The sequence below is a fragment of the Devosia insulae DS-56 genome (assembly GCF_000970465.2).
GTDB classification, from domain to species: Bacteria; Pseudomonadota; Alphaproteobacteria; order Rhizobiales; family Devosiaceae; genus Devosia_A; species Devosia_A insulae.
In genome coordinates this window covers 82,246-102,893 of record NZ_LAJE02000285.1, presented here as the reverse complement: position 1 = coordinate 102,893, position 20,648 = coordinate 82,246, and the positions used below count along the sequence as shown (strand labels likewise).

Below are 20,648 nucleotides of genomic sequence, written 5' to 3'. Positions count from 1 at the left end.
ATGGGCAAGCCGAAAACTCAGCGGTCGCTCAAGGACAACGAGGCCAAGGCGGTTCTCCGCATGCTTCGTACCTCGGGCATCAAGCTCAACCTCGTGGCTGCGATGATCCGCGGCAAGAAGGTCGACAAGGCTCTCGCCGAGCTGACCTTCTCGCGCAAGCGTATCGCCGGCTCGGTCAAGAAGACGCTCGAGAGCGCCATCGCGAACGCCGAGAACAACCACGGTCTCGACCCGGACAGCCTGGTCGTTGCCGAGTGCTATGTCGGTGACTCCCTGGTGATGAAGCGCTTCATGGCCCGTGGCCGTGGTCACGCTGCCCGCATGGAGCGCCCGTTCTCGAACCTCACCATTGTGGTTCGCCAAGTTGAGGAGACCGCATAATGGGTCAGAAGATCAACCCGATCGGTCTGCGCCTCGGCATCAACCGCACCTGGGATTCGCGTTGGTACGCGAACAAGGGTGAGTACGGTTCGCTGCTCCAGGAAGACCTGAAGATCCGTGAGACCCTGCTGGAAGACCTGAAGCAGGCCGCAGTTTCCAAGATCGTCATCGAACGTCCGCACCGCAAGTGCCGCGTGTCGATCCACACTGCCCGTCCGGGCATCGTGATCGGCAAGAAGGGCGCTGACATCGACAAGATCCGCGCCAAGGTGAAGAAGTTCACCGACAGCGAAGTGCACATCAACATCGTCGAAGTGCGCAAGCCCGAGACCGATGCCAACCTCGTGGCTCAGGGCATTGCCCAGCAGCTCGAGCGTCGCGTGGCGTTCCGCCGTGCGATGAAGCGTGCAGTGCAGACGGCGATCCGCATGGGCGCCGGCGGCATCCGGGTGAACGTGGGCGGCCGTCTCGGCGGCGCCGACATCGCCCGCACCGAGTGGTACCGCGAAGGTCGCGTGCCGCTGCACACGCTGCGCGCCGACATCGACTACGGTACGGCCGAGGCGAAGACCACCTACGGCATCATCGGCATCAAGGTGTGGGTCTTCAAGGGCGAAGTCCTTGAGCATGACCCGTCCGCTCACGAGCGTCGCGCCACTGAAGGCGGCGGTTCGAACGAGGGCGGTCAGCGTCGCGAGCGTTCCGATCGGGACGACCGCGGTGAGCGTGGCGATCGCCGCGATCGCGCGCCGGCGAACTGAGAAGGCATAGACAAAAATGCTGCAACCAAAACGTACCAAGTTCCGCAAGGCGCATAAGGGCCGCATCCATGGCAATGCCAAGGGTGGCACGGAGCTGGCTTTCGGTCAGTTCGGCCTGAAGTCCCAGGAGCCCGAGCGCGTTACGGCTCGCCAGATCGAAGCGGCTCGCCGCGCGATCACTCGCGAGATGAAGCGCGCCGGCCGCGTCTGGATCCGTGTCTTCCCGGACCTGCCGGTTTCCAAGAAGCCGACCGAAGTCCGCATGGGTAAGGGCAAGGGTTCGGTGGAATTCTGGGCGGCTCGCGTCAAGCCGGGTCGTATCCTGTTCGAAATCGACGGCGTCCCTGAGGACGTCGCCAAGGAAGCCCTGCGCCTCGGCGCGATGAAGCTTCCGATCATCACGCGGGTCGTCACCCGCATTGCGGATTGATCGCCATGGCACGTGCACCCAAGAAAAAAGTCGAGGCCAAGAGCGCCAACGGCGCCGCGGACCTCCGCGCCAAGACCCCCGATGAGCTGAAAGATCAGCTGCTCGGCCTGAAGAAAGAGCAGTTCAACCTGCGGTTCCAGCGCGCTACCCAGCAGCTGGAAAAGCCGACCGAGGTCAAGAAAGTCCGCCGCGAAATCGCGCGGGTGAAGACCATCCTCGGCGAAAAAGCCGCAGCGAAGTAAGGAGCAACCGATGCCCAAGCGCGTTTTGCAGGGGACCGTGGTCTCCGACACCAATGACAAGACCGTGGTGGTGCGGGTTGACCGCGCGTTCACCCACCCGGTGATGAAGAAGACCGTGCGCCGGTCCAAGAAGTACCACGCTCACGACGAGGCCAATGTGGCCAAGGTCGGGGACGTCGTCTGGATCGAAGAGTCGGCGCCGATTTCGAAGAACAAGCGCTGGGTCCTGAAACCCTCCGCGTAAACCGGAATTTAGGGCTCGCCGAGTAGGCAGACCCCGAAACGAAGAAGGCATCAAGCCATGATCCAGATGCAGTCCAATCTCGACGTTGCCGATAATTCCGGCGCGCGTCGTGTCATGTGCATCAAGGTACTCGGCGGTTCGCACCGCAAGTACGCCTCGGTGGGCGATATCATTGTTGTCTCGGTCAAGGACGCGATCCCGCGTGGCCGCGTCAAGAAGGGCCAGGTTATGAAGGCCGTTGTCGTGCGCACCGCATTCCCGGTCCGCCGCACCGACGGTACGATCATCCGCTTTGACCGCAACGCGGCAGTGCTGATCAACAACCAGGCTGAGCCGATCGGCACCCGTATCTTCGGGCCAGTGCCGCGCGAACTGCGCAGCAAGAACCACATGAAGATCATTTCGCTCGCGCCGGAGGTGTTGTGATGGCGTCCAAGATTAAGAAGGGCGACAAGGTCGTCATTCTCGCCGGCAAGGACAAGGGCAAGACCGGGCAGGTCACCCAGGTGTTCCCCGATGCGACCAAGGCCACCGTGCAGGGTCTGAACCTCGTGCGTCGCCACACCAAGCAGACCGCGAGCCAGGACGCGGGGATCTTCACCAAGGAAGCCCCGATTCACCTGTCCAACCTCGCGATCGCCGATGCGAACGGCAAGCCGTCGCGCGTCGGGTTCAAGATCAACGCCGACGGCACCAAGGTGCGCGTCGCCAAGTCGACCGGAGATACGATCGATGGCTGATACGGTCTATATTCCGCGTCTCCGCGTCGAGTACGACGAGACCATCAAGGCGAACCTGATCAAAGAGTTCGGCTACAAGAACGTCATGCAGGCCCCCAAGCTCGACAAGATCGTGCTGAACATGGGTGTCGGCGAGGCGGTGAACGACACCAAGAAGGTGAAGTCGGCAGCTGCCGATCTCGAGAAGATCGCCGGCCAGAAGCCCGTCATCACCCACGCTCGCAAGTCGATCGCAGGCTTCAAGGTCCGCGAAGAGATGCCGCTCGGCGTGAAGGTGACGCTCCGCAAGGCGCGCATGTACGAGTTCCTCGACCGCCTGGTGAACATCGCGCTGCCGCGCGTTCGCGATTTCCGCGGCCTGAACCCGAATTCCTTTGATGGTCGTGGCAACTACGCCATGGGCATCAAGGAACACATCATCTTCCCCGAGATCAACTTCGATCAGATCGATCAGACCTGGGGCATGGACATCATCGTGTGCACGACCGCGCGCACCGACGACGAAGCCCGGGCGCTGCTCAAGGCTTTCAATTTCCCCTTCCGGCAGTAACGGAAGAGAGAAGGACGAGACATGGCAAAGACCAGCTCCATCGAAAAGAACAACAAGCGCAAGCGCCTCGCCAAGCAACTGGGTCCCAAGCGGGCCAAGCTCAAGGCAGTGGTGATGAACCAGAGCGTTTCGCTCGAGGAACGCTTCGCCGCGCAGCTCAAGCTTGCCGCGCTGCCGCGTAACTCGGCCGAGAACCGCGTGCATAACCGCTGCGAGCTCACCGGTCGTCCGCGTGGCTACTATCGCAAGCTCAAGCTCAGCCGTATTGCCCTGCGTCAGCTCGGCAATCTCGGGCTGATCCCGGGCCTTGTGAAGTCGAGCTGGTAAGGAGACGAAGACAATGAGCCTTACTGATCCGATCGGCGATATGCTGACCCGCATCCGCAACGCGCAGATGCGCCGTCGCGATGTCGTCCAGACTCCGGCGTCCACCCTGCGTGGCCGTGTGCTCGACGTGCTGAAGTCGGAAGGCTTCATCCGCGGCTACTCGGAAAGCAAGATGGACAACGGCGTCGCCCAGTTCGACATCGAGCTGAAGTACTCCGACAACGCTCCGGTCATCCGCACCATCGAGCGCGTCTCGCGTCCTGGCCGTCGCGTCTATGCGTCGGTCAAGAACATCCCCTCGGTTGCCAATGGCCTCGGTGTGTCGATCCTGTCGACCCCCAAGGGCGTGATGGCCGATCATGAAGCTAAAGCCCAGAACCTGGGTGGCGAGGTACTCTGCCGCGTCTTCTAAGGCTTATGCCTTGAAGCCGTCGGTGTGACGATTACTCCGAAGGAAGTAGAAAAGAATGTCCCGTACAGGCAAAAAGCCGATTGCTCCGGTCAGTGGCGTCACCGTCACGATCAGCGATCGCCAGGTCACCGCAAAGGGGCCGAAGGGCGAGCAGTCGCTGACGCTCATGGATATCGTGAACGCCAAGCAGACCGATGGCGGCATCGTCATCGAGCCGGCCAATGAGAGCAAGGAAGCTCGGGCTGCCTGGGGGACCACCCGCGCGCTGATCAACAACATGGTGATCGGCGTCAGTGCTGGGTTCGAGAAGAAGCTGCAGATCCAGGGCGTTGGTTATCGCGCCGCCATGCAGGGCAAGGATCTGAAGCTGAGCCTCGGCTTCAGCCACGAAGTGGTGTTCAACACTCCGGCTGGCATTACCCTCACGGCGCCGACGCAGACCGAAGTGGTCGTGACCGGCTCGGACAAGCAGCTGGTTGGCCAGGTGGCCGCCGACATTCGCGGTTGGCGTCCGCCGGAGCCCTACAAGGGCAAGGGCGTGCGTTATGTGGGCGAGTACATCGCCCGCAAAGAAGGCAAGAAGAAGTAAGGAGCGCACGAGATGCCCATCAGCCTCAAAGGTGCGGACCGCCGCAAGGCCCGAGTTCGCAAGGCGCTCAAGGCCAACGCCAATGGCCGCCCGCGTCTGTCCGTGCACCGCTCGGACAAGAATATTTACGCCCAGATCATCGACGACGCATCCGGCCGCACGCTTGCTGCCGCTTCGACCGTCGATAAGGACGTCAAGGCCAAGGTCAAGAACGGCTCGACCGCCGAGGCCGCAGCCACTGTCGGCAAGCTGATTGCCGAGCGTGGTCTTGCTGCCAAGGTGTCGACGGTCGTGTTCGATCGTGGTGCCTACCTCTACCATGGCCGTGTAAAGGCCCTTGGTGATGCGGCCCGCGAAGGCGGCCTGCAGTTCTGATCCGGCGACAAAGGAAAATTCGATGAGAGACGTTCAAGAGCGCGATAGCGAATTCGTCGACCGGCTGGTTCACATCAACCGCGTCGCCAAGGTTGTGAAGGGTGGCCGTCGTTTCGGCTTCGCCGCCCTGGTTGTGGTTGGTGATCAGAAGGGCCGCGTTGGCTTTGGTCACGGCAAGGCGCGTGAAGTGCCTGAGGCCATCCGCAAGGCGACCGAGCAGGCCAAGCGCCAGATGATCCGCGTTCCGCTGCGCGAAGCCCGTACGCTGCACCACGATGTGGTCGGCCACCACGGCGCCGGCAAGGTCATCCTGCGTGCCGCCGTCCCCGGCACCGGCATCATCGCCGGCGGCCCGATGCGCGCTGTGTTCGAGACCCTCGGGGTCAACGACATCGTGGCGAAGTCGCAGGGCACCGCCAATCCCTACAATATGGTGCGGGCCACCTTCGATGCGCTGAAGCGCGTTGATAGCCCGCGTTCGGTCGCCGCCCGCCGCGGCCTGAAGGTCTCCGACCTGCAGGCTCGCCGTGGCGAGACCGTCGAAGCCTGATTAGGGCTTGGGAGTTAGAACAATGGCCGACAAGACCGTCACCATCGAGCAGATCGCCAGCCCGACGCGCCGTCCGCAGGACCAGCGCGCCACCCTTATCGGTTTGGGGCTGAACAAGATCCGCAAGCAGTCGACCCTCAAGGACACCCCCGAGGTTCGCGGCATGATCCGTAAGATCCCGCACCTCGTGCGCGTCGTCGACGCCAAATAAGGACGAGAACAATGACTCGTTTGAACGAACTCCGGGACAACCCGGGCGCCAACAAGAAGCGCGTGCGCGTCGGTCGTGGTATCGGCTCGGGCGTCGGCAAGACCGGTGGTCGCGGCGGTAAGGGCCAGACGGCCCGTTCCGGCGTCGCCATCAACGGCTTCGAAGGCGGCCAGATGCCGCTGCACATGCGCATGCCGAAGCGCGGCTTCAACGCTCTGAATCCCAAGAAGTGGAACCAGCTGCGTATCGACCGCGTGCAGAACTACATCGACAGCGGCAAGCTGGACATCAAGGGCGTGGTCGATGCGGCCGCTCTCGTGAAGGCCGGCGTGATCCGTCGCGAGCTCGATGGCGTTCGGCTGATCGGCAGCTCCGGTTTCACTGCCAAGAAGGTGACCTTCAAGGTTGCTCACGCGACCAAGGGTGCGCTCGCTGCTATTGAAGCGGCAGGCGGCAAGGTCGATATGCCTCAGGCAGAAGTGAAGGCTGACGCCTAAGAGCGCCTGGCCCCATTCTAAAGGGAGCGACTATGGCGTCCGCAGCCGAACAGCTGGCCAAGAATCTGAACTTCGGGACCTTCGCGAAAGCGAAGGCCCTTCAGCAGCGCATCTGGTTCACACTGGGTGCGCTTCTCGTTTATCGGCTCGGGACTTACATCCCGGTGCCCGGTATCGACCCCGATGCCTACCGCCAGACCTTCGAGCAGGCGCAGCAGGGCATTTTCGGCATGTTCGACATGTTTGCCGGCGGTGCCGTGCAGCGCATGGCGATCTTCGCGCTGAACCTCATTCCTTACATCACCGCATCCATCGTGGTGCAGGTGATCACCACGGCGTCGCCGCGCCTCGAAGCCCTCCGCAAGGAAGGTGAGAGCGGCCGTCGCAAGATCAACCAGTACACGCGCTATCTCGCCGTGCTGTTCTGCGCCGTGCAGGCCTATGGCATCGCCATCGGTCTCGAGGGCAGCCAGGGCGTCGTGATCGATCCAGGTTGGTTCTTCCGCCTTTCGACCGTCATCACGCTGGTCGGCGGCACCATGTTCCTGATGTGGCTGGGTGAGCAGATCACCTCGCGCGGCATCGGCAACGGTATCTCGCTGATCATCTTTGCCGGTATCGTGGCGAACCTGCCGGCGACGGTGGTGCAGACCCTCGAGCTGAGCCGTACCGGCGCGCTGCCGACCATCTGGGTCGTCGGATTGCTGGTCATTGCAGTTGCCGTCATTGCCGTCATCGTCTTCTTCGAACGCGCCCAGCGCCGGCTCCTGATCCAGTATCCGAAGCGCCAGGTCGGCAACAAGATGTTCCAGGGCGACACCTCGCACCTGCCGCTGAAGCTCAACACCTCGGGCGTTATCCCGGTGATCTTCGGCTCGTCCCTGCTGCTGTTGCCCGCCACCATTGCGTCGTTCGCGGCGCAGGGTGATGCGCCGCAGTGGCTGTCGGTGACGGCAGCGCTGCTCGGCCGTGGCCAGCCGCTCTACCTGATCCTGTTCGCGGTGCTGATCATCTTCTTCGCCTTCTTCTACACCTCGATCGTCTTCAACCCGACCGATACCGCGGATAACCTGAAGCGCTCCGGCGGCTTCATTCCCGGCATTCGTCCGGGCGAGCGGACGGCGACCTATATCGACTACGTGCTGACCCGCATCACGGTGATCGGTGCCCTCTATCTGACCGTCGTGGCGCTCATCCCCGAGATGATCCACAGCCAGCTCAACGTCAGCCAGTTCATCGGCGGTACCTCGCTGTTGATCATCGTGACGGTGACGCTGGATACGGTGACCCAGGTGCAGAGCCACCTGATCGCCCAGCAGTACGAAGGCCTGGTGAAGCGGTCGCGCCTTGGGGGCAAGCGTAAATGAGGCTGATCCTTCTGGGACCTCCGGGCGCCGGTAAGGGCACGCAGGCGAAGGTGCTGATCGATAGCTACGGGATCCCGCAGCTGTCGACCGGCGATATCCTGCGCTCCGCCATCGCCGCCAAGACCCCGATGGGTCTGGCTGCCAAGGAGGTCATGGATCGCGGCGACCTCGTCTCGGACGAGATCGTCAACGGCATCGTCTCCGAACGGCTCGACCAGGATGACTGCAAGGCCGGCTTCGTGCTCGACGGTTTCCCGCGGACCATTCCGCAGGCCGAGGCGCTCGACGAGATGCTGACCGATAAGGGCATGCAGCTCGACGCGGTGATCGAAATCACCGCCGACGCCGACGTGCTCGTCGGGCGGATTGCCAAGCGGGCCAAGGAATCGGGTGTTGCCCGCGGTGACGACAATGAGGAGGTGCTTCGCAACCGCCTCAGCGTCTATCGCGAGCAGACCGCGCCGCTGGTCGAGTTCTACCGCGGCAAGGGCCTGTTGAAGTCGGTCGACGGCATGCAGCCGGTCGACGATGTGACGGCGGCCATCCGCCGGGCCGTGCATAACTAGTATACCTCGGGGCAGGAGCTCAGCAGTTGACTCTGCCGGACCTTGCCCTTATGAACCGCGCCAGTCTCATGGATTATCGGGCTGGATTCGGTTCCTCAAGGAGTGGGGAGCGGAATTCCGGTCCCTTGTCGTTATCAAACGGGCAGCGTGAGCTGCCGACTATAGGAGAGCGGACGTGGCCCGTATTGCTGGCGTCAATATTCCGACCAACAAGCGCGTGGTGATCGCGCTTCAGTACATTCATGGGATCGGCTCGAAGTTCGCCCAGGAGATCACCGAGAAGGTTGGTATCCCGGCTGAGCGTCGTGTGAACGACCTGACTGACGCTGAAGTGATCCAGATCCGTGAAGCGATCGATCGCGACTACGTCGTCGAGGGCGATCTGCGCCGTAACGTGGCGATGAACATCAAGCGGCTCATGGACCTCGGTAACTACCGTGGCCTGCGTCACCGCAAGGGCCTGCCGGTCCGTGGTCAGCGTACCCACACCAATGCCCGCACCCGCAAGGGTCCGGCCAAGCCGATCGCCGGCAAGAAGAAGTAATTCGGGTCGCGGAGCACCTCTCCGCATCCTGATGTAGCTGCTGGAACTACGGCAGCGTCGATATCGAACTGAGGAAGCAAATTGGCAAAAGCTGAAGTCGCGCGCGTTCGTCGCAAAGAGCGCAAGAATATCACCAATGGCGTTGCGCATGTGAATGCGTCGTTCAACAACACCATGGTCACCATCACCGACGTGCAGGGCAACACCATCTCCTGGTCGTCCTCGGGCGTGATGGGTTTCAAGGGTTCGCGTAAGTCGACCCCGTATGCCGCCCAGGTTGCGGCGGAAGACGCGGCCAAGAAGGCCCAGGAACACGGCATGAAGACCCTCGAGGTCGAAGTGCGCGGTCCTGGTTCGGGCCGTGAGTCGGCGCTTCGTGCGCTGCAGGCTGCTGGCTTCAACGTCACCAGCATTCGCGATGTCACCTCGATCCCGCACAACGGTTGCCGGCCGCGCAAGCGTCGCCGCGTCTAACCTCCGTTACGGTAGATCTCCCGGCGCGCCCCTCGCGCCGGGATAGGTACATTGCATAGCGGACAGGCGGTTAGGCGGACCGCCCATTTGAAAGGACACCACCGTGACCATCCAGCGGAACTGGCAGGAACTCATCAAGCCGACCAAACTGGACATCGTTTCGGGCAGCGATAGCGTGCGCACGGCTTCGGTCGTGGCGGAGCCGCTTGAGCGCGGCTACGGCCTGACGCTCGGCAACGCGCTGCGTCGCGTGCTGCTCTCGTCGCTCCAGGGCGCGGCCGTTACCGCGATCCAGATTGACGGTATCCTGCACGAATTCTCGTCGCTTCCCGGCGTGCGTGAAGACATTACCGACCTCGTGCTCAACGTCAAGGAAATCGCCCTCAAGATGGGTGGCGAAGGTCCGAAGCGTCTGACCCTCACCAAGCAGGGCCCGGGTGCCGTCGTTGCCGGCGACATCAAGGTCACCGGCGACATCGAAGTGCTGAACCCCGATCTGGTGATCTGCCACCTCGACGATGGTGCTGAGATCAACATCGAGTTCACCGTCAACACCGGCAAGGGCTATGTCCCGGCCGACAAGAACCGTCCCGACGACGCGCCGATCGGCTACATCCCGGTCGACGCGCTGTTCTCCCCGGTGCGCCGCGTCTCCTACAAGGTTGATGCGACCCGTGCCGGCGAGAGCCTCGACAAGGACAAGCTGACCCTGACCGTCGAAACCAATGGCGCCATCTCGCCGGAAGACGCCGTGGCCTACGCTGCGCGGATCCTGCAGGACCAGCTGTCGGTGTTCGTCAACTTCGAAGAGCCGACCAAGGAAAAGACCCAGGACACCGTCCCGGAGCTGGCCTTCAACCCGGCGCTGCTCAAGAAGGTCGACGAGCTCGAGCTCAGCGTCCGTTCGGCCAACTGCCTGAAGAACGACAACATCGTCTATATCGGCGATCTGATCCAGAAGACCGAAGCCGAGATGCTGCGCACGCCGAACTTCGGCCGCAAGTCGCTCAACGAAATCAAGGAAGTGCTGGCTCAGATGGGCCTGCACCTCGGGATGGACGTGCCGAACTGGCCGCCTGAGAACATCGACGATCTGGCCAAGCGCTACGAAGACCATTATTAAGCAGGCCAACCGGAGCGTTTTCAGGAAAAGTTGCAGACTTTTCCGGTTCGAAAGCGCGACAACCCAATACGTGGATCACTTCAGCGAAGTGATCCACAGCACTAACCGCCCGTCGTGAGACGCCCGGGCCTTAGGGAGTAACAAAATGCGCCACGGTAATTCGAACCGTAAGCTCAACCGGACCTCTGCTCATCGCAAGGCCATGTTCGCCAACATGTCGGCTTCGCTGATCAAGCACGAGCAGATCGTGACCACCTTGCCCAAGGCCAAGGAACTGCGTCCGATCGTCGAGAAGCTGATCACGCTGGGCAAGCGCGGCGACCTGCATGCCCGCCGCCAGGCTATCGCCCAGATGCGCGATGAGACCCAGGTGCAGAAGCTCTTCGCCACCATCGGTCCGCGCTACAAGGATCGTAACGGCGGCTATATCCGCATCCTCAAGGCCGGCTTCCGCTACGGCGACAATGCCGCTCTGGCGGTCATCGAGCTGGTCGACCGCGACGTCGACGCCAAGGGCCTCGACTCGGGTCCGGTCGAGGCGCGCGAGACCGACGACGAAGCCGCCGCGGCGTAAGCCCGAGGTTATCGCTAGAAGTTCAAAAGGCGGTCCGGTTCATCCGGGCCGCCTTTTCGTTTGACCGGGGAATGTAATCCACGCCGTAATGGCGTTACTCATTTGGGGAGAGTGGAATGTCGGATCAGGGCCTCATCCTCGTCACCGGCGCGACCGGTTTCGTCGGCAAGTGGACGGTGCTGGAGCTGCTGAGGGCAGGGCACCGCGTACGCGGCACGGTGCGCTCGCTGGGGCGCTCCGAAGAGGTTCGGGCGACGCTGCTGGGCGAGCTGGGGCAGGGGCCGCTTGACCGCCTCGAACTGGTGGAAGCGGATCTGCTCGACGACAAGGGCTGGGCCGCGGCGATGCAGGGCGTCGCCACCGTCATGCACATCGCCACTGCCATCCGTGCCGATGAGCCCAAGGACCAGAGCCTCGTCATCCGCCCGGCGCTCGAGGGCACCCAGCGGGTCTTCCGCTTCGCCAACGACGCCGGCATCAAGCGCATCATCATGACCTCGTCGATCGCCACGGTCGGTTACGGCCACGGCCAGACCAGCGGGCGCCGCGTCTATGACGAGACCTACTTCACCAATCTCGACAACATGCGCTGGACCTGGGCCTACTGCATCGGCAAGACCAAGGCGGAGCAGTTCTCCTGGGATTTTGCGAAGCAGCACGGCATCGGCCTCACCACTGTCCATCCGGGCGCCATTATCGGGCCGGCGCTCGACAAGGACGCCAGCATCTCGTTGCAGCTGGTCTCGGGCCTGCTCAATGGCTCGACGCCGGCCATGCCCTCCAACGGCTTCTCGATCATCGACGTGCGCGATGTGGCGGCGCTGCACCTCGCCGCTCTCGACAAGCCCGAGACGGTGGGCCAGCGCTATCTCGCGACGGCGGAGTATGTGCCGTTTCCTGAGGTCGGCAATATCCTGCGCGCCGCGCATCCGGAATGGAACGTCACCAGCAAGACCGTGCCGGACTGGATCATCAAGTTGATCGCGTCGTTCGGCGGGCCGGCGCGCCAGATCATCAACGACATCGGCAACGAGAAGGTGTTCGACGGTTCGAAAGGTGAGAAACTGCTGGGCCGCAAGTTCATTTCCGCCAAGGATTCGATCCTCGCCACCGCAGACAGCGTCATCCGCCTCGGAATGGTGAAACAGAAGACCACGTGACGTGCCCACCACAGAGCTGATCGACGATCTCCGCGCCGCCGTCGGGCGCCGCTACCTCATCACCGGCGATCGGAACACCGAGCGCTACCGCCGTGGTTTCCGTTCAGGCGAGGGGGATGCCGTTGCCGTGGCGAAGCCCGGCACGCTCCTGGAGCTGTGGCGGGTGCTCGAGGCAACGGTTCGCCACGACGCCATCGTCATCATGCAGGCCGCCAATACCGGGCTCACCGAGGGCTCGACGCCCAGCGGCCACTATGATCGTCCGGTCGTCGTGGTGAATACGCTGCGCCTTGCCGATATCCAACTGCTCGACGGCGGCAAGCAGATCGTCAGCTTCCCCGGCAGCACGCTCGACAAGCTGGAGAAGCTGCTGAAGCCGATCGGCCGGCTGCCGCACTCGGTGATCGGTTCGTCCTGTCTCGGCGCTTCGATCGTCGGTGGCGTCTGCAACAATTCCGGCGGCTCGCTGGTCCACCGCGGTCCGGCCTATACCGAGCTGTCGCTGTTCGCCCAGCTCGGCGCCGACGGCCGGCTGGAGCTGGTCAACCACCTCGGCATCGAGCTTGGCAGCACCCCCGAGGAGATCCTCGGCCGCCTGCAGTCGGGCAGCTATGCCGCGGAAGACGTGCTGCACAATGTCGGCCTCGCCTCGGACCGCGAGTATGCCGAGCGGGTGCGCCAGATCGATGAGCCGACCGCCGCACGCTTCAACGCCGACCCGCGACGCCTGCACGAGGCCTCCGGCAGCGCCGGCAAGCTCGCGGTGTTCGCGGTCCGTCTCGATACGTTCGAGAAGCAGGGCGCCGAGCAGGTGTTCTATATCGGCACCAACGATGTCGCGGTGCTGACCCGGCTGCGCCGCCAACTGCTGAGCCTCAACGCCTTGCCGGTCGCCGGCGAATATATGCATCGCGACATGTTCGACGTCGCCCGCAGCCACGGTAAGGATACCTTCCTCGTCATCCAGCGCTTCGGCACCGAGGTGATGCCGAGCTTCTTCAACCTGAAGGGCAGGGTGGATGCCACCCTCAACAAGCTGCCGCTGCTGCCCAAGCAGCTCTCCGACCGCATCCTGCAGGGCATGAGCCACCTGTTCCCCGAGCACCTGCCGCAGCGCCTGCTCGACTATCGCGACCGCTACGAGCACCACCTGATGCTGCGCATGTCGGGCGACGGCATCGCCGAAGCCGAAGCGCTGCTGGACCGGGTGTTCGCCGAGGGGGCCAATGGCGCCTACTTCAAGTGCACGCCCAAGGAGGGCGCACAGGCCTTCCTTCACCGCTTCGCTGCGGCCGGGGCTGCCATCCGCTACGCGCTGATGCATGAGAAGACTTCGGGCGGCCTGCTGGCGCTCGATATCGCGCTCCGCCGCAACGATTACGATTGGTACGAGCAGTTGCCGGCGGCAATCGACAGCCAGCTCAAGCTAAAGCTCTACTACGGCCACTTCCTCTGCCACGTCTTCCACCAGGACTACGTGCTGGCAAAGGGTGCCGACCCGCATGAGGTGAAGGATGCCATGCTTGATGTGCTCGACCAGCGCGGCGCGCAATATCCCGCCGAGCACAATGTCGGCCACGTCTATGCGTCAAAGCCGGAGCAGCAGGCGTTCTTCCGGGCGCTCGACCCGACCAACAGCTTCAACCCCGGGATCGGCGACGACTCCAAGCACCGGCACTACGCCGGCGATCATCACCACCACCACGAGCACTCACACTGAGAGTTGGCGAGTGAGACCCCACTCGGCATAGAGCCGCTTCAGCTCCTCCATCGAGTTCACCTCGACCAGCGGCAGCCCTGCGGCGCGGACGCGGGTTCGATCGCGCTCGCGGCGGGTCGGCTGGACAACGAGTATCCAGCGAATCATCTCCCACTTCAGGCTGTCCTGATTGCCGGCCAGGGCTCCGACGCGGTCTTTCTGAAACAGCGTGCGCCACAGGTAGCGCCGGAAGTTCGCCCAGTGGCTGTCGTAGAGCAGGATGACGCCCGTGGCGCGAGCAAAGCGCTGCGGCATCAGGCTCGAGTAGTTGCCGTCCATTACCCAGCGCTCCCTGAGGATCGCGGCGTCATGCAGCGCGTGAAACTCCTCGTCCGGCCGCTGTTCCCAATTGGTGTTGGGCAGGTGCCGGAACAGGTCGACGTGGAATGGTTCGGCGCCGATCTTGTTTGCCAGCGCGACAGCGAGCGTCGACTTGCCGGAGTTCGACGGCCCGCAGATCATGATGCGTTCGCCAAGCGCCGAGAGTGGCAGCACGTCCATTTTCACCCCCAATGTTCAGTAACCCCGGTTCCGGGGGACGCGGCTTATACTGTATCCGGCCGGACGAGGCGAGAGGTCAGATCGGTGGCGCTGCGGATCGCCTGCAGCGCGTCTCGCGGCCATCGACGCCAATGCCGAGCTGCTGCAGTAAGCGACTTTCCTCCGCCGCTGCGCTGCGGCTAGAATGTGTGAAGGGCGGTGCCAGTGCACCGCCTTTCGTTCGTGGAGGGACAGCGTCATGGCCAAGGTAGTTATCATTGGAGGCAGCGGCCATGTCGGCACTTACCTCGTGCCCCGGCTGGTCGAGGCCGGTCATCACGTCATCAACGTCACCCGCGGGCACCGCAAGCCGTATACGCCCAATGCCGCCTGGGGCAGGGTGGAGACGGTCCTCATCGATCGCGACGCCGCCGAGCACGAGGGCAGCTTCGGCACCGCCATCGCGGCGCTCGAGGCCGACATCGTCGTCGACATGATCTGCTTTGTGCTGCCGCGCGCCCAGCAACTGGTCGAAGCGCTGCGCGGCAAGGTGCAACACTTCATCCACTGCGGCACAATCTGGGTCTATGGCCACAACACTGCCGTACCCGCCACCGAAGACCAGCCGCGCAACCCCTTCGGCGAATACGGCACGCAGAAGGCGGCGATCGAGAGCTACCTGCTTGACGAGGCGCGTCGCCACGGCTTTCCGGCCACCGTGTTTCGTCCCGGCCATATCGTCGGCCCCGGCTGGGCGCCGCTGAACCCGGCGGGGCACTTCAATGCCGAGGTGTTCTCGCAGATTGCCCGCGGCGAGGAACTGGTGCTGCCGAACTTCGGGCTCGAAACCGTCCACCACGTGCATGCCGACGACCTGGCGCGGCTGATCATGGCGATCATCGCCAACCGCTCGACCGCCATCGGCGAGGCCTTCAACGCCGTCTCGCCGCAGGCCATCAACCTGCGCGGCTACGCCGAAGCGATGTACCGCTGGTTCGGTCACGAGCCCAAGCTGAGCTACCTGCCGTTCGAGCAGTGGAAGGCCGGGCAGGACGCCGACGAAGCCAACGCCACCTGGGAGCACATCGTGCGCAGCCCCAGTCATTCGATGGAGAAGGCAAAGCGCCTGCTCGGTTTCGCCCCGCGCTATTCCTCGCTGGAAGCGGTGCAGGAGGCGGTCAGCTGGCTGGTCGACAACGCCAAGGTCCAAGGTCCGCAAGACTAGTGAAATCGGCTCATGGCACACCATCGCGCATCACGAGGTAAGCCCATGACCCACAGCTACGAAGACCGCATCAACCGCGTTACCGCCTACATTTACGAGCATCTCGATCAGCCGCTCGACCTCGGGCGCCTCGCCGATGTCGCGGCGATGTCGCCCTGGCACTGGCATCGCGTCTATTCGGCGATGCGCGGCGAGACCGCGGCAGCCGCGGTTCGCCGCCTCCGCCTGATGCGGGCCGCCAACGAGCTCGCCAACTCCGACGCGCCGGTCGAGGCGATAGCCAGGCGTTCCGGCTACGACAACCTGCAGTCCTTCACCCGCATCTTCGCCGAGGCCTATGGCATGCCGCCGGCCCGTTATCGTCGCGAAGGCAGTCACACCGCATTCAACCCGGCGCAGAACGGCGCGCCGACGCCGCACTACGCCGTCGAGATCCGCCACCTGCCGGCGATGACCATCGCCACTGAGCCGCATCTTGGCGACTACATGAATATCGGCATGGCCTTCGACCGGCTGTTCGGCCGCCTCGGCGCGGCTGGCCTGATCGACCAGAACACCCGCATGTTCGGTGTCTATGGCGATGATCCGAGCGCAGTGCCGGTGGACGAACTCCGCTCCGCGGCGGCCGCGACCATCAGCTCTCCATCGGCGGGTCTGCCGGTCAGCGCGACCCGCGCCGGGGACTATGCCGTGCTCCGTCACAAGGGGCCCTATGCCGACATGCGCGCCGAGTACAACTGGCTGTTCGGCACCTGGCTGCCGCAATCGGGCCGTGACATTGCCGATGCGCCGGTGCTGGAGGAGTACCTCAACAGCCCGCGCGACACCGCGCCGTCCGAACTGCTGACCATCCTCTACCTGCCGCTGGTGTGAAGATGGGCAAGTCCTGGACCGAAAAGCTCAACGCTCCGGCCGAGCCGGTGGTGAAACCAGCCCCGATCAGCATCGCCGGCATGCGCGCCGGCCAGATCATGCTGGTGCCCACCGCGCGGATGATCGCCGACTTCATGTCGGCCATCCCGCCCGGCCAAACCGTCGACACCAAGGCGATGCGGCGCGCGCTGGCGGAGCGTCACCATGCCGAGGTGACCTGTCCGATCTATACCGGCTACCACCTCCGCACCGTCGCCGAAGCTGCCCTCGAGGCCTACGCTGCGGGCATGCCGGTCGAAGCCATCACGCCGTTCTGGCGCGTGCTGGACGACACGAGCCCGACCACCGACCGCCTGCCGAACGGGCCAGCCTTCGTCGCTACCCGCCGCGCGGCCGAAGCCTGAGGGCAGGGGGATGCGAAATTTTCTCCCGGTCCCCCTTCACTGTGTCATGTCCCTTCTCTAACAAGGGCCGAGCAATCGATTGCACGGACAAGGGGTCACGCACATGTCTACCATCATCGACATCACCGGCCGGCAGGTCTTCGACAGCCGCGGCAATCCGACCGTCGAGGTGGATGTGGTGCTCGATGACGGCAGCTTTGGCCGCGCCATGGTGCCCTCGGGCGCCTCGACCGGCGCGCATGAGGCCGTGGAACTCCGCGACGGCGGCAAGCCGTTCCTCGGCAAGGGCGTCACCAAGGCGGTCGATTTCGTCAACACCGAAATCTTCGCCGAGATCCAGGGCCTCGACGCTCTCGACCAGATCGGCGTCGACCGCGCCCTGATCGAACTCGACGGCACCCCGAACAAGTCGCGGCTGGGCGCCAACGCCATCCTCGGCGTCTCGCTTGCCGTCGCCAAGGCCGCCGCCGAATCGAGCGAACTGCCGCTCTACCGTTACATTGGCGGCCCCAACGCCCACGTCCTGCCGGTGCCGATGATGAACATCATCAATGGCGGCGCGCACGCCGACAACCCGATCGACATGCAGGAATTCATGATCCTGCCGGTTGGGGCCGAGAGCATTGCGCATGCCGTGCAGATCGGCTCGGAGATATTCCACACCCTGAAGAAGGGTCTCGCTGCCGACGGCCACAACACCAATGTCGGCGACGAAGGCGGCTTCGCGCCGAACCTCAAGTCGGCCGAGGCGGCGCTCGAGTACATCGTCAAGTCGATCGAGAAGGCCGGCTACACCGCCGGCAAGGACGTCTATCTCGGCCTCGATTGCGCCTCGACCGAGTACTTCAAAGCCGGCAAATACGCCATGGAAGGCGAAGGCAAGACGCTGTCATCCGAGGACAACGCCAAATTTCTCGCCGGCCTCGTCGACAAGTTCCCGATCATTTCCATCGAGGACGGCATGGCCGAGGACGACTGGGAGGGCTGGAAGGCGCTCACTGACCTGCTTGGCAAGAAAGTGCAACTGGTTGGCGACGACCTGTTCGTCACCAACACCGAGCGCCTGCGCTCCGGCATCAAGATGGGCGTCGCCAACTCGATCCTCGTCAAGGTGAACCAGATCGGCTCGCTCTCCGAGACGCTCGACGCCGTCGATACCGCCCACCGCGCCGCCTATACCTCGGTGATGTCGCACCGCTCGGGCGAAACCGAGGACTCGACGATCTCCGACCTCGCCGTCGCCTGCAACTGCGGGCAGATCAAGACCGGCTCGCTCTCGCGCTCCGATCGGCTCGCCAAGTACAACCAGCTGATCCGCATCGAAGAGCAGCTCGGCACCTCGGCCAAGTATGCCGGCCGCAGCATTTTGAAGGCCTGATCCAAAACCCTGACACGCGGCGGTAGCTGAATCGGCTACCGTCGCGTGATGACCAACCACCTCCGATTTGCCGGCCTACCCGCCGCGACCCAGGCCGCAGCCCTCTGCGACATCGTCCGCTCCACGCCGCTGCTGATCGATGTGCTGGAGCGTCTGCCGGCCCTGGATCTGCCCGATACCTGGCTGGTCTCCGGCGCCATCTACAATGCGGTTTGGAACCACCTGACCGGGCGGCCACCGCTGACCGGCATCAACGACATCGACCTGTTCTACTTCGACGCCACGGACCTGAGCTACGAGGCGGAGGATCGCGCCATCAAGCGCGCCGATCAGGTCTTTGCCGGCCTGCCGCTGCCGGTGCAGCTGCGCAACCAGGCGCGGGTGCACCTCTGGTACCCCCAACGCTTCGGCGAAGCCTATCCGGCGCTAAGCTCGTCGCGCGAAGCCATCGACCGCTTTGCCTCGCTCACCCATGCGGTCGGTGCCCGTCTGGATGGGGCAGGGGAGATCGAGCTCTATACCCCATTCGGCCTCGACGACCTGTTCAGCTTCCGCATCGTACCGAACCGGCGGATGAACAATCGCGCCACGCACGAGAAGAAGGCTGAGCGGGCGAGGTCGGTGTGGCCGGAGATTGTGGTCGAAGCCTGGTAGGGGCTGACTGCCGGCAGACGACCCCCTCCCGGCCTCCCCCATAAAGGGGGAGGTGAAGAGTCGGGGCTCTTTCTTCGATCGTGCCAGGCACACCGGCGGAGCACCTCCCCCTTTATGGGGGAGGCCGGGAGGGGGCCGTCTCTATCAGTCCGGCTCACCCGCAACCACCCGTTAAGCCCCGGTGAACTATAAGGATCGCAAGAGAACCAGGCGAAGCTCGTCCATGCCCACCCGTTTGAAACGCCCTGCCTTCTGGCGCCATGTCGTCCTCGGTCTGGGGCTCATCGCCTTCCAGGGCTATCTCGGCTACAGTGTCGTTACCGGGCAGTTCGGCATCGAGAGCCAGGATGTGCTCGAGGCCGAGATCGATGAGCTGGGCGCCAAGTCCGGCGCGCTGCAGGCCGAGATCGACTCGTTCCGCCACCGGATCGAGCTGTTCCAGACCACGCGGATGGATCCGGACCTGGTCTCGGAGCGGGCGAGGGCGCTGCTCTCGATGGCGCAGGCCGATGACATCGTGGTGATGGTCAACCCGGCCAACGGTAAACCGCTTTCCAGTTCAGATACTGCATCAACCACAGATCAGTTAAGCGGAATTATCGAAGACGGCATAGACTGATAGCGCCGTTTCTTCACACGCCGCGCGGATTCGCCTCCGTCACATTATTGCGCTAAGCTCCAGCGGTTCGCGGCTCCTGTGCCGTGCGACATCGATGCGGCTTATCCATATTCCGGAGCTCTCGCCCATGGCGCGTAAAGCGGTGGCCAAAACGGCCAAGTCCAATGTCCCCGAACTCAGCAAGGAACAGGAACTCGCCGCCTACCGCGAAATGCTGCTGATCCGCCGCTTCGAGGAGAAGGCCGGCCAGATGTACGGCATGGGCCTGATCGGCGGCTTCTGCCACCTCTATATCGGCCAGGAAGCCGTGGTCACCGGCGTCACCATGGCCTCGCAGAAGGGCAAGGATGCGCAGATCACCGGCTATCGCGACCATGGCCACATGCTGGTCATGGGCCTCGACCCCAAGGGCGTGATGGCCGAGCTGACCGGCCGCCAGGGCGGCCTGTCGAAGGGCAAGGGCGGCTCGATGCACATGTTCTCCAACGAGCACCGCTTCTATGGCGGCAACGGCATTGTCGGCGCCCAGGTGTCGCTCGGCACCGGCCTGGCGTTTGCCAGCAAGTATCGCGGCGACAACACCGTTTCGATCTCCTATTTCGGCGACGGCGCGGCCAACCAGGGCCAGGTCTACGAGAGCTTCAATATGGCCAAGCTCTGGAACCTGCCGGCCGTCTACATCGTCGAGAACAACCGCTACGGCATGGGCACCTCGGTCGAGCGTGCCTCCGGCCAGCCGGACTTTTCGAAGCGTGGCATCTCCTTCGGCATCGAGGGCGAACAGGTCGACGGCATGGATGTCCGCATGACCTATGACGCCGCCAAGCGCGCCATCGAGCATGCGCGGTCGGGGAAGGGCCCCTACATCCTCGAGATGCTGACCTATCGCTATCGAGGCCACTCGATGTCCGACCCGGCGAAATACCGTTCGAAGGACGAAGTCTCGACCATGCGTGCCGAGCACGATCCAATCGAGCAGGTGAAGCAGCGTATCCTCGAGAAGCGCTACGGCACCGAGGAGAGCCTCAAGGAACTCGAGACCGAGATCCGCGCCATCGTCACCGAGGCCGCCGATTTCGCCACCTCCGATCCGGAGCCGGCGGCGTCGGAGCTCTGGACCGACATCTACGCGGCATGAG

31 protein-coding genes are annotated in these 20,648 nt (G+C 63.7%); 30 read left to right on the top strand and 1 reads right to left on the bottom strand.

Translation table 11 applies throughout. The annotated features are described in order from the left end of the window. The 23 genes from rplV to dld all read left to right on the top strand — a co-directional run bounded on the left by rplV (position 1) and on the right by dld (position 13,837). Complete coding sequence (gene rplV, locus VW23_RS20355) at positions 1-381, top strand: 50S ribosomal protein L22 (RefSeq protein ID WP_055877918.1); 381 nt, start codon at positions 1-3, stop codon at positions 379-381. Continuing rightward, entirely contained in the window at positions 381-1,142 is a 762-nt protein-coding gene (rpsC, locus tag VW23_RS20350; RefSeq protein WP_055877916.1) for a 30S ribosomal protein S3, read from the top strand. The genes rplV and rpsC overlap by 1 nt, the downstream gene beginning before the upstream one ends. 16 nt (positions 1,143-1,158) lie before the next feature. Beyond that, entirely contained in the window at positions 1,159-1,572 is a 414-nt protein-coding gene (rplP, locus tag VW23_RS20345; protein WP_055049078.1) for a 50S ribosomal protein L16, read from the top strand. Positions 1,573-1,577: 5 nt separating this feature from the next. Beyond that, a complete protein-coding gene (rpmC, locus tag VW23_RS20340; protein WP_055877910.1) occupies positions 1,578-1,814 on the top strand; it encodes a 50S ribosomal protein L29 in 237 nt (78 codons plus the stop codon). Positions 1,815-1,824: 10 nt separating this feature from the next. After that, positions 1,825-2,058 carry a 30S ribosomal protein S17 gene (rpsQ, locus tag VW23_RS20335; protein WP_055877908.1) on the top strand — a complete coding sequence of 78 codons (234 nt, stop codon included), beginning with the start codon at positions 1,825-1,827 and terminating at the stop codon, positions 2,056-2,058. 57 nt (positions 2,059-2,115) lie between these two features. Next, positions 2,116-2,484, top strand: coding sequence for a 50S ribosomal protein L14 (gene rplN / locus VW23_RS20330; protein ID WP_055049081.1), 369 nt, complete (start codon positions 2,116-2,118; stop codon positions 2,482-2,484). Then, on the top strand, positions 2,484-2,798 hold the full coding sequence (gene rplX / locus VW23_RS20325) for a 50S ribosomal protein L24 (protein ID WP_069911343.1): 315 nt from the start codon (positions 2,484-2,486) through the stop codon (positions 2,796-2,798). Before rplN ends, rplX begins: the two co-directional genes overlap by 1 nt. Then, the gene (gene rplE, locus VW23_RS20320) at positions 2,791-3,348 is read left to right on the top strand and encodes a 50S ribosomal protein L5 (RefSeq protein WP_069911342.1); all 558 of its coding nucleotides are present in this window, start codon (positions 2,791-2,793) and stop codon (positions 3,346-3,348) included. The genes rplX and rplE overlap by 8 nt, the downstream gene beginning before the upstream one ends. Before the next feature lie 21 nt (positions 3,349-3,369). Beyond that, a complete protein-coding gene (rpsN, locus tag VW23_RS20315) occupies positions 3,370-3,675 on the top strand; it encodes a 30S ribosomal protein S14 (RefSeq protein ID WP_055877897.1) in 306 nt (101 codons plus the stop codon). A gap of 13 nt (positions 3,676-3,688) precedes the next feature. Further along, positions 3,689-4,087 (top strand): 30S ribosomal protein S8, encoded by a 399-nt coding sequence (gene rpsH / locus VW23_RS20310; protein ID WP_055877895.1) that lies wholly within the window; start codon positions 3,689-3,691, stop codon positions 4,085-4,087. Between the two features lie 55 nt (positions 4,088-4,142). Further along, positions 4,143-4,676 (top strand): 50S ribosomal protein L6, encoded by a 534-nt coding sequence (gene rplF, locus VW23_RS20305; RefSeq protein ID WP_069911341.1) that lies wholly within the window; start codon positions 4,143-4,145, stop codon positions 4,674-4,676. A gap of 12 nt (positions 4,677-4,688) precedes the next feature. After that, a complete protein-coding gene (gene rplR, locus VW23_RS20300) occupies positions 4,689-5,051 on the top strand; it encodes a 50S ribosomal protein L18 (RefSeq protein ID WP_055877891.1) in 363 nt (120 codons plus the stop codon). A gap of 22 nt (positions 5,052-5,073) precedes the next feature. Next, complete coding sequence (gene rpsE / locus VW23_RS20295; protein ID WP_055877888.1) at positions 5,074-5,601, top strand: 30S ribosomal protein S5; 528 nt, start codon at positions 5,074-5,076, stop codon at positions 5,599-5,601. Between the two features lie 22 nt (positions 5,602-5,623). Then, complete coding sequence (rpmD, locus tag VW23_RS20290) at positions 5,624-5,812, top strand: 50S ribosomal protein L30 (RefSeq protein WP_055877885.1); 189 nt, start codon at positions 5,624-5,626, stop codon at positions 5,810-5,812. An 11-nt stretch (positions 5,813-5,823) separates the two neighbouring features. Next, positions 5,824-6,309, top strand: a complete 486-nt coding sequence (gene rplO / locus VW23_RS20285) for a 50S ribosomal protein L15 (protein ID WP_055049090.1) — start codon at positions 5,824-5,826, stop codon at positions 6,307-6,309. Positions 6,310-6,341: 32 nt separating this feature from the next. Beyond that, complete coding sequence (gene secY / locus VW23_RS20280) at positions 6,342-7,676, top strand: preprotein translocase subunit SecY (protein ID WP_069911339.1); 1,335 nt, start codon at positions 6,342-6,344, stop codon at positions 7,674-7,676. After that, positions 7,673-8,242: an adenylate kinase gene (locus VW23_RS20275; protein ID WP_069911338.1), complete on the top strand. Its 570-nt coding sequence runs from the start codon at positions 7,673-7,675 to the stop codon at positions 8,240-8,242. Before secY ends, VW23_RS20275 begins: the two co-directional genes overlap by 4 nt. Positions 8,243-8,417: 175 nt before the next feature. Then, on the top strand, positions 8,418-8,786 hold the full coding sequence (gene rpsM, locus VW23_RS20270) for a 30S ribosomal protein S13 (protein WP_069911337.1): 369 nt from the start codon (positions 8,418-8,420) through the stop codon (positions 8,784-8,786). A gap of 81 nt (positions 8,787-8,867) precedes the next feature. Next, on the top strand, positions 8,868-9,260 hold the full coding sequence (gene rpsK, locus VW23_RS20265) for a 30S ribosomal protein S11 (RefSeq protein WP_055049094.1): 393 nt from the start codon (positions 8,868-8,870) through the stop codon (positions 9,258-9,260). Between the two features lie 103 nt (positions 9,261-9,363). After that, complete coding sequence (locus tag VW23_RS20260; protein WP_055877867.1) at positions 9,364-10,383, top strand: DNA-directed RNA polymerase subunit alpha; 1,020 nt, start codon at positions 9,364-9,366, stop codon at positions 10,381-10,383. Positions 10,384-10,528: 145 nt separating this feature from the next. Continuing rightward, on the top strand, positions 10,529-10,957 hold the full coding sequence (gene rplQ / locus VW23_RS20255; protein ID WP_055996351.1) for a 50S ribosomal protein L17: 429 nt from the start codon (positions 10,529-10,531) through the stop codon (positions 10,955-10,957). A gap of 116 nt (positions 10,958-11,073) precedes the next feature. Beyond that, positions 11,074-12,117, top strand: coding sequence for an NAD-dependent epimerase/dehydratase family protein (locus VW23_RS20250; protein WP_069911336.1), 1,044 nt, complete (start codon positions 11,074-11,076; stop codon positions 12,115-12,117). Between the two features lies 1 nt (position 12,118). Further along, a complete protein-coding gene (dld, locus tag VW23_RS20245) occupies positions 12,119-13,837 on the top strand; it encodes a D-lactate dehydrogenase (RefSeq protein WP_069911335.1) in 1,719 nt (572 codons plus the stop codon). Here the strand turns inward: dld and VW23_RS20240 are convergent. Beyond that, positions 13,829-14,377, bottom strand: coding sequence for a P-loop NTPase family protein (locus tag VW23_RS20240; protein WP_141728407.1), 549 nt, complete (start codon positions 14,375-14,377; stop codon positions 13,829-13,831). The two genes, dld and VW23_RS20240, sit on opposite strands and share 9 nt — an antisense overlap. A gap of 238 nt (positions 14,378-14,615) precedes the next feature. On the opposite strand from VW23_RS20240, the gene VW23_RS20235 reads away from it, so the two are divergent. From VW23_RS20235 to pdhA, 7 genes are all read left to right on the top strand, one after another. Then, complete coding sequence (locus VW23_RS20235) at positions 14,616-15,581, top strand: NAD-dependent epimerase/dehydratase family protein (RefSeq protein WP_069911334.1); 966 nt, start codon at positions 14,616-14,618, stop codon at positions 15,579-15,581. Positions 15,582-15,626: 45 nt separating this feature from the next. Next, positions 15,627-16,454, top strand: a complete 828-nt coding sequence (locus tag VW23_RS20230; protein WP_069911333.1) for an AraC family transcriptional regulator — start codon at positions 15,627-15,629, stop codon at positions 16,452-16,454. A gap of 2 nt (positions 16,455-16,456) precedes the next feature. Further along, positions 16,457-16,858, top strand: a complete 402-nt coding sequence (locus VW23_RS20225; protein ID WP_069911332.1) for a hypothetical protein — start codon at positions 16,457-16,459, stop codon at positions 16,856-16,858. Between the two features lie 103 nt (positions 16,859-16,961). Beyond that, on the top strand, positions 16,962-18,236 hold the full coding sequence (gene eno / locus VW23_RS20220; RefSeq protein WP_055877832.1) for a phosphopyruvate hydratase: 1,275 nt from the start codon (positions 16,962-16,964) through the stop codon (positions 18,234-18,236). A 48-nt stretch (positions 18,237-18,284) separates the two neighbouring features. Beyond that, positions 18,285-18,890: a nucleotidyltransferase family protein gene (locus VW23_RS20215; protein ID WP_069911331.1), complete on the top strand. Its 606-nt coding sequence runs from the start codon at positions 18,285-18,287 to the stop codon at positions 18,888-18,890. A 223-nt stretch (positions 18,891-19,113) separates the two neighbouring features. After that, entirely contained in the window at positions 19,114-19,509 is a 396-nt protein-coding gene (locus VW23_RS20210; RefSeq protein WP_055877826.1) for an FtsB family cell division protein, read from the top strand. A gap of 127 nt (positions 19,510-19,636) precedes the next feature. Beyond that, positions 19,637-20,647 carry a pyruvate dehydrogenase (acetyl-transferring) E1 component subunit alpha gene (gene pdhA / locus VW23_RS20205; RefSeq protein WP_069911377.1) on the top strand — a complete coding sequence of 337 codons (1,011 nt, stop codon included), beginning with the start codon at positions 19,637-19,639 and terminating at the stop codon, positions 20,645-20,647. The last annotated feature ends 1 nt before the right edge of the window (position 20,648 follow it).